Here is a 12756-nt window from a genome sequence, read left to right as displayed (position 1 = left end):
GATTACTTTAGTCTTTTTAAAACATGAAGTATAATTTGTATAGTAATAAATATAAAAATTGGAGGCTATGTTCAATGAGCAATATGAATCAAACAATTATGGATGCATTTCATTTCAGACATGCGACTAAGCAATTCGATCCACAAAAGAAAGTTTCGAAAGAAGATTTTGAAACAATATTAGAGTCAGGTAGATTGTCTCCAAGTTCTCTTGGGTTAGAACCTTGGAAGTTTGTCGTGATTCAAGATCAAGCGTTACGTGATGAATTAAAAGCGCACAGTTGGGGCGCAGCAAAACAATTAGATACAGCGAGCCATTTTGTGCTAATTTTTGCGCGTAAAAATGTAACGTCAAGATCACCGTATGTACAACATATGTTAAGAGATATTAAAAAATATGAGGCACAAACGATTCCAGCTGTTGAACAAAAATTCGATGCATTCCAAGCAGATTTCCATATTTCTGATAATGATCAAGCCTTGTATGACTGGTCAAGTAAACAAACGTATATCGCATTAGGCAATATGATGACGACAGCCGCATTGTTAGGTATTGATTCATGTCCGATGGAAGGTTTTAGTCTGGATACAGTGACAGACATTTTAGCAAATAAAGGTATCTTAGATACTGAGCAATTTGGTTTATCAGTGATGGTTGCATTTGGCTACAGACAACAAGATCCACCGAAAAATAAAACACGCCAAGCATATGAAGATGTTATTGAATGGGTTGGACCAAAAGAATAAATAGAATACAGTATGTCTAAATATATAAAATTAAAAAGTTAGCAATAAAAAAAGCCTGCGATTACATAAATGAATCGCAGGTTTTTGCGTGAAAAAATTGTATTAATAAAGTATGGATGATTATTTTTCTGGAACAAGGTCAGTATTTGAATGAACTGTGATGTCAAACCCTTCTGGTGCCGTAAATGTATGTGTTGAGGCGTCGGGTTGATAAATATCAACATGTGTTAATCCATAACTTTGTGCATTGTTTTGTCTTGCTTGATTGGATTGCCAAGTATTAGCAGCAATATGATGGTGATAATGATTCGTTGACATAAATAGCGCACGTGGAAAATCAGACACATGTTGGAATCCTAATTGTTCAATGTAACATTGATATGCTGCGTCTAAATCATGTGTTTTTAAATGTAAGTGTCCAATCATGCCTTTTGCTGGCATTCCTTGCCAACCTTCATCAGTACGATGTGTTAATAAGGTTTGGCTATCAACTTCTAAAGTATCCATTTTAACTTTGCCATTTTGCCATTCCCATGAAGATGAAGGTCTATCGCGATAGACTTCAATACCATTACCTTCGGGGTCGTTGAAATATAAAGCTTCACTTACTAAATGATCACCAGCGCCAATGCCCATATTTTTTTGTGCCACGAAATATAAGAAGTTAGCTAGATCCTCAGTAGTTGGTAATAAAAATGCTATATGAAAAAATCCTGCTTCACGTGGGGAAGTCTGACGGCCGTCTTCTAATAAATGTAACGTTAGAGTATGGCCACCAGTCCCAACAGATAATACGGTTGTGTTATCGTCAGAACTTTTAACGGATAGTCCTAAAATGTTTTTGTAAAATGTTGTCATTAAGTCTAAGTCTCTTACGTTCAGTTCAATGTTTGTCACTTGTGTTGCTGTTTTATCGTGAAATGCCATTATGCATCGCCTCGTTTTCTATTTTTCTATAAGTTGGTATAAAAAGTATACCAGAAAAGAAATTGAATTGATAGCATAAAGTTTGAAATGCAAAATAACATGATGTTTCGCAATTTTATATTGATACGAACAAATAAAAAAGCGATGGCACTGACGCACCATCGCGAGGTTTATTTAACCAAGATACACATCTTGATATGAATCTTCTTTTTCTAACATATGTTTGGCAAATGAACACGAGGCAATGATTTTTAAATGATTTTCGCGAGCATGTTCAACAACTGCTTTAACTAGTTTTTTGCCAACACCTTGACCACCGAGTTCATCAGATACGCCTGTATGATCAATGTTAATTTCATTATTATCCACAAAACGGTATGTGATTTCAGCTAAAGCATGATTTTCATCATCACCAATATAGAATTTGTTCTCGCCTTGTTTAATTTCAAGGTTACTCATACATATCAACTCCTATCATGATTGATTATAGTATTTCCCTATTCTATTTTAACTTAAACGAAGTCAAAGGTGCATGACAGTCATGTGACGACATTGCCACATTTATGTAGTCGTTTTTATTAAGCGCAGTTTGAAATGAAGATGAAAACACGTATCTTGACATTAAATTCATTCAGCTATATAATTTATCTCGAAATCGAAATAAATTAAAAAGTTGGTGATGATATGGATCGAACGAAACAATCGCTCAATGTCTTTGTCGGAATGAATAGGGCGTTAGACACATTAGAGCAAATTACAAAAGAAGACGTAAAGCGATATGGCTTAAATATTACTGAATTTGCAGTGCTCGAGTTGCTTTATAATAAAGGTCCGCAACCAATTCAACGTATTAGAGACCGCGTATTAATTGCAAGTAGCAGCATTTCATATGTTGTAAGTCAATTAGAGGACAAAGGTTGGATTACACGTGAAAAGGATAAAGATGATAAACGTGTATATATGGCTTGTTTAACTGAAAAAGGTCAAAGTCAAATGGCAGATATTTTCCCTAAGCATGCTGAGACATTAACAAAAGCGTTTGATGTGTTAACAAAGGATGAATTAACAATCTTACAACAAGCGTTTAAGAAACTAAGTGCACAATCTACAGAAGTGTAAAGCGTGCACTAAAAATTTACATTAAAATATCTCGATTTCGAGATAAATACATTAAAAAGACAAAGAGGGTATATAAAATGATAAATAATCATGAATTACTAGGTATTCACCATGTCACAGCAATGACAGATGATGCAGAACGTAATTATAAATTTTTCACAGAAGTATTAGGTATGCGCTTAGTTAAAAAGACAGTCAATCAAGATGATATTTATACGTATCATACATTTTTTGCAGATGACGTAGGTTCGGCAGGTACAGACATGACGTTCTTTGATTTTCCAAATATTACAAAAGGGCAGGCAGGAACAAATTCCATTACAAGACCGTCTTTTAGAGTGCCTAACGATGACGCATTAACATATTATGAACAGCGCTTTGATGAATTTGGTGTTAAACACGAAGGTATTCAAGAATTATTTGGTAAAAAAGTGTTGCCATTTGAAGAAGTCGATGGCCAAGTGTATCAATTAATTTCAGATGAGTTAAATGAAGGGGTAGCACCTGGTGTACCTTGGAAGAATGGACCGGTTCCAGTAGATAAAGCGATTTATGGATTAGGACCCATTGAAATTAAAGTAAGTTATTTTGACGACTTTAAAAATATTTTAGAGACTGTTTACGGTATGACAACTATTGCGCATGAAGATAATGTCGCATTACTTGAAGTTGGCGAAGGCGGCAATGGTGGCCAGGTAATCTTAATAAAAGATGATAAAGGGCCAGCAGCACGTCAAGGTTATGGTGAGGTACATCATGTGTCATTTCGTGTGAAAAATCATGATGCAATAGAAGCGTGGGCAACGAAATATAAAGAGGTAGGTATTAACAACTCAGGCATCGTTAATCGTTTCTATTTTGAAGCATTATATGCACGTGTGGGGCATATTTTAATAGAAATTTCAACAGATGGACCAGGATTTATGGAAGATGAACCGTATGAAACATTAGGTGAAGGTTTATCATTGCCACCATTTTTAGAAAATAAAAGAGAGTATATAGAATCAGAAATAAGACCATTTAATACTAAGCGTTAACATGATTAATTGGAATGAGGAGGATTTGTGATGGAACATATTTTTCGTGAAGGACAAAATGGTGCGCCAACACTAATATTGTTGCATGGTACAGGTGGCGATGAATTCGATTTATTGCCATTAGGCGAAGCATTGAATGAAAATTATCACTTGTTAAGTATTAGAGGACAAGTTTCAGAAAATGGGATGAACCGGTATTTCAAACGTCTTGGTGAAGGTGTTTATGATGAAGAAGATTTGGAATTTCGTGGACAAGAATTGTTAGCGTTCATTAAAGAAGCTGCTGAACGTTATGAATTTGATATTGAAAAAGCAGTACTTGTTGGATTTTCAAATGGATCAAATATAGCGATTAACTTAATGTTGCGTTCAGAGGCACCATTTAAAAAAGCATTGTTATATGCACCGTTATATCCGATTGAGGTAAGGTCAACAAAGAATTTATCAGATGTCAGTGTGTTGCTTTCTATGGGGAAACATGATCCAATTGTGCCATTAGCTGCAAGTGAACAAGTCATTAACTTGTTTAAGACACGTGGGGCAGTAGTCGAAGAAGTTTGGGTGAATGGTCATGAAATTACAGAAACTGGATTAACGGCTGGTCAACAAATACTTGGGAAATAACAGTTCTATTAAGAAGCGGAAAGATGGAAAAGATTTTTACTTTTCATCTGCCCGCTTTTTTGATTTTGAAGTGCTGTACTAAATTTTACAATAGTATAGATATTTTAATCGATATGAGATTTGCCGGTAATACGCTTAATTAAACCTTTATAGAGTACAGGTATGAGTAAGATGAAACCGAACAATCCCATAATAGGGAATACTTTTCCAATTAATGAAATGAAACCGATAAATGTACTAATATAAGTGATGACAGCCATTGTAATAATGATGAAGTAACGTCTGCTGAATGGAACGCTGAAACGTGACGCAAATGCATACATTAATCCAACAACAGTATTGTAGATGACAAGTATCATAATGACAGACATAATAATACCAATTGACGGAGACATTTGTGTCGCTAATTTTAATGTAGGTAGATCTACGTGTTTAATTTTATCGAATTGAGAAATTAAACCTAGATTAATCATCATGAGTAAAAATGTAATGATTAAACCGCCAATCAAGCCCCCGTATAACGTTGAGTCACGATATTTAACTTTACTACCCATCACTGATAAGAAGCTGAAGGCAGCAGCAATTTGCAAGCTTGCATAGTTAATCGCATCAAACCACCATCCAGGTGATAATGATTTCTGCTTATGAATCTGAGCATCATTATTAGCGGCAGTAAAATCAAGATGACTTGTTGTGAAATAGTAGACCGCAATCATAATGACAATCGCAATTAAAAATGGGGTAACACCGCCAAGCACAGCAATTAAACGATCGAATTTTAGAAACAGTGTTGCTAAAATAAAGGCGACTAATATGAGTGCGCTCAGCCAATACGGTAAGTTGAAACTTTGATGAATGGTTGACGCACCACCTGCAGTCATAATAATAGCTAAAGACAACATAAACATTGTTAAAATAATATCAAAACCTCTTGCAATAGAGGGGTATAAGAAATAGTTAATTGAATCAGAATGATTTCTGGACTTTAGATGATGACCTGTATGCATGACAACCATTCCACCTAAAGTAATCAATAGTCCTGTTACAATAATGCCTGAAATGCTATATGCGCCATGACTTGTGAAAAACTGGAAAATTTCTTGACCAGTAGCAAAGCCGGCACCAACGACAACACCAACAAAGGCAAATGCCACAATAATGGACTCTTTTAAGATACGCATGATTTAAAAATGTCCCTTCGTAATTTTAAGTAATATAGAAAATGTAACATACATGTTAATGAAAAATATAGTACTAATATAGTATTTTGTTAAATTGGAGTAGAAGCGAGGGTGTCGGTCATTTCATTAATTTATTAGTTGATTTTGCATTTTTTTGCTGTAAAGTTGTTATAATACAGTTAACAGGAATTAGCATAGATACACCAATCCCCTCACTACTCGCAATAGTGAGGGGATTTTTTTCGGTGTAGCTAGGTCGCCTATTTATCATCGTGTTTGCGTAGCCAATGCGTAAACACAGTACCACTAAATAAGTGCACGATACATGCATCAAATGTCGTCTTTAGTCTAAGTAACGATCATGCATTAACATTTTCAAAATATCTATTTGAGCTTGAAGATCTTTACCAATATTGGTATCACGAATCTTCTTACGTTGTAATTCTTTATCTACGACGCGCTTTATAGAAAGTTCATCGATACCTTCGGAAAGTATTTTTTCTTTAGCGTTAAATTGTTGGTGTGCAACGAGTTGCATACCGAATGAATTATACAATAGTGTATAGCCTGCAATGCCAGTTGTTGACTGATAAGCTTTTGAAAAGCCACCATCAATGACAAGCATCTTTCCATCAGCCTTGATAGGATCTTCGCCATTGATTTCTTTCACTGGTGTGTGACCATTAATAATGCGTCCTTCATCTGGATTTAATCCGAAATCACTGAGCATTTTACGAACCATATTCACATCTTCACGAAGATGATAGTACGGATTCTTTTCTTCTTTATGAGAAGCTTTATCTGCAATAAAGTATCGCTCAAACGTAGTCATGGCACGTTTACCAAATAGTGACGAATATTTCCCAGTCCATAAATACCAAACTAAATCCGTCGATAAGTCATCAGTATTTTCTTTTTCATCAAATGATTTACGGACATGATACTCAAACACATCTAATAATTCTTGGCCGCTGTAAGTATGACCATCAATTTCAAATGATTCCATCTCACCATTTTCATCAACTGGAATACAACCATGAATGAGTAAATTGCCATTATATGGTAAGTAAAGAGAGCCTTTACGCATCAAGAAAGACATATGACGACGTAATTTTTCAGATTGTTGGAATGACAATAATAGTTTATTCATGACTTCTTCTTCTTCAGGTAGTAATTCTGCTGGATTATCACGATTGACAGTTTGGAAACATGTGTCTTTCAATGGGTATGTATTACCATAAACTGTAATTTCATTTGTATCATAATTAACCTTTTCAAGCACAAGACGTTCTTCCATTTCGAAATTTGGACGACGTTTAATAATTGGTATTTCTAACTTGAATTGAATCATCGCAATAGCTTGATGAATTTTAGTAATTTGACTTTCTTCACGTTGAGTTAAACGTTCGTGTTTGTCAGGTCTTTTTTTAGGCTTAAAAGCAGGATTATCTGCGTCATAGTATTTTTCAGCTAAAGTAAGCAGTGGTCTTAAATTAATGCCATAAGCGTCTTCGATAATATCTAAATTATCATAACGTGCACAAATTCGAAGTAAGTTTGCTAAGCATACTTTTGACCCAGCATAGGCTCCAACCCAAAGCACATCATGATTACCCCATTGAATATCTAGGGAATGATAATTAATCAGTGTATCCATAATTTTATCTGGTTGTGGTCCACGATCATAAATATCACCGACAACGTGTAAATGATCGACGACTAAGCGTTGTACGGAATAAGCGAGTCCAATAATTAAATCATCTGCCTGTTTAAGTTCAATTACTTGGTTAACAAGTGTTTCGTAATATGATTTTTTATTTTGATATTCATTACTTTTATACAGTAGTTCCTCAATAATATAAACGTATTGTTTTGGCAATGCTTTACGCAGTTTTGAACGCGTATATTTTGAAGAACAATATTTAATTAACTCAATTAAATGTTCGATTGTTGTGATATACCAGACATTAAGTTGACCGCAATTTTGGAAATCACTTTTAATCAATTTTAATTTGTCTTCTGGATAGTAGACAAGAGCAGTTAAGTCATTAAGCTCCTTAGTTGAAAGTCTCTCTTTGAAAATATCATTGATTTTCGCTCGCACGTTCCCAGAACCGTTGCGTAATACGTGTTGGAAAGCTTCATATTCACCATGTAAATCGCTGACGAAATGTTCCGTACCTTTAGGTAATTCTAAAATTGATTCTAAATTGATAATTTCAGTTGCAAGTTTTTCTGGAGTATCAAAATTTTGGGATAGTAAATCTAAATACTTCTTTTTTAATTCTTTTTCAGTAATTTGAGTCATTACGTGTCACTCCTGTAGTATATTTCAAACGTTAGTTTATAAAATAAATGCGCTTACAATGATTATCAAGAAAACGTTAACATTTTTCAATAAGTATGCTTGAATTGATAAAAATAGAGGGCAGGATTTTGGTATTAGGAGCCGTTGCAGTTTAGTTAAGTAAAAGTGGGGAAGTGATATATCTATTTTAAAAATGAGAGAAGAGATTTGTTATATTCACTAGTTTCCTAAAAAATTACGATATGTAAAATGTGTAATTGCCAAAATTTGGATGAAAAAATCCCCGCACCATTATTTGGGTGAAGGGATTTGAAAATGATTTTGGAATACGATGGAATATGTGTGTATTTAGACATTTAATAACTTTAAGTTACTAAATATTTTTCTTCTTGAAAATAAATACTACAAGTATTAAGAAAATAGAAATATAAGCAATATTACCAATAAACAATTCATGAAGTTCTAATTTCGTCGACTTACTAAAACCTTTTTCAACTGTTTGAAGCATAATATTCATCATATTAATAGGATTCCACTTTAGCCAGTCTATTTTTTCTAAAAGTGCCGTTTGAATAACTGCTAAAATAGAACTTGCAAAATAAAAAACAATACCTACAGCAATGGCTACTCCCGTTGAATTTGTTGCAGATGATAATAGCAACGTTAAGCTTAAAACTAACCAAACGCCAACAAATGTGCCTAAACTAACTAATAATAATTGATTCAATAAAGATAATTGATTACCGCTACTTTCAAATATATTTAAATCATTAAAGAATAAAGAACCAATAACAATTGAAGCAATAATTGTAATAATAAAATAAATTAAAGAAATAATAAATAATGTGATGATTTTGCTAACAATCATAGTTGTTCTTGAATATTCACGATAGAGTAAATTTTTAATCGTACCGTAATGAAATTCCATTGAAATGATTGTACTTGCTTGAATAATTAATAAAAATGCAAACCATGAAAAACCATTATAAGCAGATGTGAAAGATTCCTGTGGCGTAAAAATTTCATTGTATTTTGTAGCGATATAACCTTGAGCAACCATTAGTAGAATGAAGACAATAGGTGCGATAAAAGTTGATTTCTTTTTAAATAATTTGAAACATTCTTGTTTAATTAAAGTTCCCATTTTATGCTTGGTCCTCCCTTTCTATGATTTCTAGTAATACATTTTCTAAATCATTATCTTTAAATTGTTTAAGTTCTTCTTCCGATGTTTCTGTAACAATTTTACCTTTGTTAATAATAAGGATAGAGTTTGTGATTTTAACTAATTCACTTAAAATATGACTCGAAATTAAGAAAGTAACACCTTCTTGCGCTTTTTGGACAATCAATTCACGTACATCTCGCACAGCTTTTGGATCTAAGCCATTCATTGGTTCATCTAAGATAATAAATTGAGGGTCATTTAAAAATGCTATAGCAATTCCTAATTTTTGTTTCATACCAAGAGAATACGTTTTAGCTTTTTTATGAATGTATTCATCCATATGAAGTTGTGAGACAATTTTATCGATATCTTGAGTGTTTTTTGATTCATTCAATAACTTCAAGTTTTCATATCCAGACATAAAAGGATATATTCCTGGATTTTCAATCAATGCGCCGATATTGCTTTTGCTGTCCTTGCTGTTAATAACATTAAAATTCCCGCTTTGGAAACTAGAGTAACCTAATATAACTTTCATTAAAGTTGTTTTACCTGCACCATTCGCTCCAACGAGACCAACTATTTGTCCGCGTTTCAGCTTAAATGATACATCTTCGAGAATCGTTTTGTTGCCTATCTTCTTTGTTAAATGTTCTATTGTTAAAACATCCATATCACTATCTCCTTTGCTATTAAATAATCTGAATCTTAAGATTTTATATATAAAATTAATTTTATCACATAGCAAGTGTTATAAAAATATGGATTTAAAAAACTTTAATAATATAAAACATAAATATGAATACGAGTATTTTTGTAGCATGCAAATGGCATTGCTACATTTATTAAAATTCGCAATTTGTTATGAGTAACTTTTTTGGATAGTAGGCACATTAAAGTGACGAAAACAGTTTGTGTGGAAGACAGGGTAAATTCTGCTTATTTAAGATGATAGTTTGTATTATAGATGGATTGTGAGATGCGTTTGCGGAATGTATACATACTGAGGGAACTGAACTTTGATGGGAAACTTCATTATATCTCTTAACGTAAAGGATTTTAGGTGACTTTCAGCTAAAGTATGCCAAATAAACTTAAAAAAGCAGTGAATCATTTCAATAGATGGAATGATTTTACTGCTTTTTGTGTATAGAAATTTAAAATTCATGCCTTTATACTAACAACAATATTATTTTACTCTCTTACGTTTACCAATGTAACGTATAGCAAAGTAAATGACTGCGATAATGATGACAACATACATAATACGTGAATATGTATGAAGACCAGTCATCAACATACCAAAGCTATTGCTCAATGTGCGTCCTAGTAAAATTAAACCGAAATTCCAAATTGTTGTACCTATTAATGAAATAACGGTAAATGTCACAACATTCATGCGGTTTACACCGGCTGGAATGGTAATCAATACACGTAATACAGGTATGAAACGACAGATAAATACAGCCCATACGCCATACTTTTTAAACCAATCATTTGCTCGCTTTAAATCCTTACTTTTCAATTTAATCCACTTACCGTGTCGATCAATAAAACGATATAGACGTTCTTCTGAAATCAAACGACAGATATAATATAAAATTAACAGCCCTATAAACGATGCGATGGTTGCAATAATAAATAAAGTTAAAATTGATAAATGTGATTTAACAGACATAAGACCAGCAAATGTCAAAATAATTTCCGATGGTACGATAGGTAAAACATTTTCTAATAAGATTAATATAAAAATCGCTGCATACCCAAAACGACTAATAAATTCAGTGATAATTTGTTCCATTATTAAAAATAAGCTCCTTTAATTTTCAGCAATTGCAGACAAATAGAAACTGGATAAATTCAAATGAATAATGAATGATGTCGTATGCGATGTTGAAACAAGCATTTGTCTTAAAATGTATTATAAGCAATAAATCAAAAAATTGCTTGCTATAAGTACGAAAAGTCAACAAATGATTATCTAAATAACAGGCGCTGCACAATGAATGAGCAATGTAGTTTTATGCAATTTAAAATGAATGTCGAATATGTAAGAAAGCCTGCAATATACGTTTTAAAACACTAGGATTGCAGTATTTTTAATTAACAAACGATAGGCTACTATGTAACTAAAAGTTCCTTTATATCGTTTTAATAGCAAAAGTTAAGCGGTATTTAATAAAATTTTTATAGATTCTATTGTAAACGCTTTCCATGTCTGATAATATTATAAAAAATAACTTTGGTACAATTTTGTGACAAAGTAGGGGTGGACATGCCAGATGTCCGAAAGTTTTATCGTTCTAGGGTAAGTTTTTAAAAATTAATAAGGGAAGTAGGAATAGTTATGAAGGAAAAACGAACTAACGTAAGGTGGATGTTCGCGCTTGCGTTCTTCTTTATTGGGGTTATTGCGTATATGGATAGAGCAAACATTTCATATATCGCTAAACAAATGATGGATGATTTAGGGATGACCAAACCACAATTTGGCTTATTGGCATCATTCTTCTCTCTAGGTTATGCATTAATGCAAGTACCATCGGGGATGTTGGCTGAAAAATTCGGTCCACGTAAGATGATTACAATTGCATTAGTTTGGTGGAGTGCATTTACAATCTTAACGGGTATGATTAAGAACCACGGTTTAATTTATTTAGTGAGATTCTTATTTGGTGTAGGTGAGGCGCCAATGTACCCTTCTAATGCTGTGTTTAACTCATTTTGGTTCTCTAAAAATGAAAAAGGTAGAGCATCAAGTGCATTATTAGCAGGATCATATTTCGGACCTGTATTAGCACCAATAGTTACAATTGCTATTGTTAACGCATTTAACTGGCAAGCAGTATTTTACATTTTTGGTGCAGTAGGTATTTTAATGGCTGTATTATGGGCGATTATTGCCAAAGACTTACCTGAGCAACATAGAATGGTTAATGAAGCGGAGAAACGTTTCATTATGGAAAATCGTGATATCGTAGCTACTGAAAAGTCATCACCACCATGGAATGATTTCTTTAAACGTTTTAGCTTCTATGCAATTGCAATTCAATACTTTGTTGTACAATTTATCATTACATTATTCTTAATTTGGTTACCGACGTATTTAACAGAAGTATTCCACGTTAACTTTAAAGAAATGAGCATTAGTTCATTACCTTGGTTATTAATGTTCTTCTTAATCTTATCAGCAGGTGCAATTTCTGACCGTGTATTAGGATTAGGTCGTTCAAAATTCGTAGCTAGAGGTGTAATTGCAATCGCAGGATTTATTGTGTTTGCAGTTTCAATTATCTTTGCTGTACGTACAGGAAATTTATATGTAAGTATTTTCTGGTTATCACTAGGTCTTGGTGGTATCGGTATTTCAATGGGTATGAGTTGGGCTGCAGCAACTGACTTAGGACGTAACTTCTCTGGTACAGTATCAGGGTGGATGAACTTATGGGGTAATATAGGTGCATTAATCAGTCCGCTATTAGCAGGTCTATTCGTAGAACATTTAGGTTGGACAATGACATTCCAATTGTTAATCGTTCCAGCAGTAATCGCTGTGATTATGTGGTTCTATGTGAAACCAGATCAACCTTTAATTGTTAGTGATGATAAAGCAATAGAAAAATAATTTAAACAAGCAGTAAGCTTT

The 12756-nt window shown here is 33.3% G+C and carries 12 protein-coding genes and 1 pseudogene; 6 read left to right on the top strand and 7 right to left on the bottom strand.

What is annotated here, in order from left to right:
• Nucleotides 1-74: 74 nt before the first annotated feature.
• Complete coding sequence (locus KI230_RS12720; protein ID WP_000069098.1) at nt 75-746, top strand: NAD(P)H-dependent oxidoreductase; 672 nt, start codon at nt 75-77, stop codon at nt 744-746.
• A 120-nt stretch (nt 747-866) separates the two neighbouring features.
• Here the strand turns inward: KI230_RS12720 and KI230_RS12715 are convergent, their stop codons facing one another.
• The gene (locus KI230_RS12715; RefSeq protein WP_045176562.1) at nt 867-1673 is read right to left on the bottom strand and encodes a VOC family protein; all 807 of its coding nucleotides are present in this window, start codon (nt 1671-1673) and stop codon (nt 867-869) included.
• 174 nt (nt 1674-1847) lie between these two features.
• On the bottom strand, nt 1848-2132 hold the full coding sequence (locus KI230_RS12710) for a GNAT family N-acetyltransferase (RefSeq protein ID WP_000067112.1): 285 nt from the start codon (nt 2130-2132) through the stop codon (nt 1848-1850).
• A 225-nt stretch (nt 2133-2357) separates the two neighbouring features.
• Between KI230_RS12710 and mhqR the strand changes: the two genes are divergently transcribed.
• The 3 genes from mhqR to mhqD all read left to right on the top strand — a co-directional run bounded on the left by mhqR (nt 2358) and on the right by mhqD (nt 4453).
• Nucleotides 2358-2792: a MarR family transcriptional regulator MhqR gene (mhqR, locus tag KI230_RS12705; protein ID WP_000376235.1), complete on the top strand. Its 435-nt coding sequence runs from the start codon at nt 2358-2360 to the stop codon at nt 2790-2792.
• A 77-nt stretch (nt 2793-2869) separates the two neighbouring features.
• On the top strand, nt 2870-3829 hold the full coding sequence (mhqE, locus tag KI230_RS12700; protein WP_045176565.1) for a ring-cleaving dioxygenase MhqE: 960 nt from the start codon (nt 2870-2872) through the stop codon (nt 3827-3829).
• 30 nt (nt 3830-3859) lie between these two features.
• Nucleotides 3860-4453: a methylhydroquinone degradation carboxylesterase MhqD gene (gene mhqD, locus KI230_RS12695; protein ID WP_045176566.1), complete on the top strand. Its 594-nt coding sequence runs from the start codon at nt 3860-3862 to the stop codon at nt 4451-4453.
• 104 nt (nt 4454-4557) lie between these two features.
• On the opposite strand, the gene KI230_RS12690 is transcribed toward mhqD, so the two are convergent.
• The 4 genes from KI230_RS12690 to KI230_RS12675 form a co-directional block, all read right to left on the bottom strand.
• On the bottom strand, nt 4558-5634 hold the full coding sequence (locus KI230_RS12690) for a YkvI family membrane protein (protein ID WP_176430956.1): 1077 nt from the start codon (nt 5632-5634) through the stop codon (nt 4558-4560).
• Nucleotides 5635-5977: 343 nt separating this feature from the next.
• Complete coding sequence (locus tag KI230_RS12685; RefSeq protein WP_000192168.1) at nt 5978-7942, bottom strand: fructose-1,6-bisphosphatase; 1965 nt, start codon at nt 7940-7942, stop codon at nt 5978-5980.
• 373 nt (nt 7943-8315) lie between these two features.
• Entirely contained in the window at nt 8316-9086 is a 771-nt protein-coding gene (locus tag KI230_RS12680; protein ID WP_000536959.1) for a DUF2705 family protein, read from the bottom strand.
• 1 nt (nt 9087) lies between these two features.
• Nucleotides 9088-9783, bottom strand: a complete 696-nt coding sequence (locus KI230_RS12675) for an ABC transporter ATP-binding protein (RefSeq protein WP_000382901.1) — start codon at nt 9781-9783, stop codon at nt 9088-9090.
• 408 nt (nt 9784-10191) lie between these two features.
• Between KI230_RS12675 and KI230_RS12670 the strand changes: the two are divergent.
• Nucleotides 10192-10291 (top strand): annotated as a pseudogene (locus KI230_RS12670) (hypothetical protein).
• An 8-nt stretch (nt 10292-10299) separates the two neighbouring features.
• Here the strand turns inward: KI230_RS12670 and uptA are convergent.
• Entirely contained in the window at nt 10300-10911 is a 612-nt protein-coding gene (gene uptA, locus KI230_RS12665) for an undecaprenyl phosphate transporter UptA (protein WP_000435045.1), read from the bottom strand.
• A 546-nt stretch (nt 10912-11457) separates the two neighbouring features.
• Between uptA and KI230_RS12660 the strand changes: the two genes are divergently transcribed.
• Nucleotides 11458-12735, top strand: a complete 1278-nt coding sequence (locus KI230_RS12660; protein WP_000660709.1) for a pyruvate MFS transporter — start codon at nt 11458-11460, stop codon at nt 12733-12735.
• Nucleotides 12736-12756 lie beyond the last annotated feature (21 nt).

This window comes from Staphylococcus sp. MZ3 (assembly GCF_018622755.1).
Lineage (GTDB): Bacteria > Bacillota > Bacilli > Staphylococcales > Staphylococcaceae > Staphylococcus > Staphylococcus aureus.
Note: the sequence above shows the minus strand (reverse complement) of the source record. Positions and strands in the feature narration are given on the sequence as shown.

Bases quoted from the DNA above. Each gene is read 5' to 3' on its own strand.
- mhqR (WP_000376235.1), top strand. From the start codon at position 2,358: ATGGATCGAACGAAACAATCGCTCAATGTCTTTGTCGGAATGAATAGG.
- KI230_RS12690 (WP_176430956.1), bottom strand. From the start codon at position 5,634: ATGCGTATCTTAAAAGAGTCCATTATTGTGGCATTTGCCTTTGTTGGT.
- KI230_RS12675 (WP_000382901.1), bottom strand. From the start codon at position 9,783: ATGGATGTTTTAACAATAGAACATTTAACAAAGAAGATAGGCAACAAA.
- KI230_RS12680 (WP_000536959.1), bottom strand. From the start codon at position 9,086: ATGGGAACTTTAATTAAACAAGAATGTTTCAAATTATTTAAAAAGAAA.
- mhqD (WP_045176566.1), top strand. From the start codon at position 3,860: ATGGAACATATTTTTCGTGAAGGACAAAATGGTGCGCCAACACTAATA.
- KI230_RS12710 (WP_000067112.1), bottom strand. From the start codon at position 2,132: ATGAGTAACCTTGAAATTAAACAAGGCGAGAACAAATTCTATATTGGT.
- uptA (WP_000435045.1), bottom strand. From the start codon at position 10,911: ATGGAACAAATTATCACTGAATTTATTAGTCGTTTTGGGTATGCAGCG.
- KI230_RS12715 (WP_045176562.1), bottom strand. From the start codon at position 1,673: ATGGCATTTCACGATAAAACAGCAACACAAGTGACAAACATTGAACTG.
- KI230_RS12685 (WP_000192168.1), bottom strand. From the start codon at position 7,942: ATGACTCAAATTACTGAAAAAGAATTAAAAAAGAAGTATTTAGATTTA.
- KI230_RS12720 (WP_000069098.1), top strand. From the start codon at position 75: ATGAGCAATATGAATCAAACAATTATGGATGCATTTCATTTCAGACAT.
- mhqE (WP_045176565.1), top strand. From the start codon at position 2,870: ATGATAAATAATCATGAATTACTAGGTATTCACCATGTCACAGCAATG.
- KI230_RS12660 (WP_000660709.1), top strand. From the start codon at position 11,458: ATGAAGGAAAAACGAACTAACGTAAGGTGGATGTTCGCGCTTGCGTTC.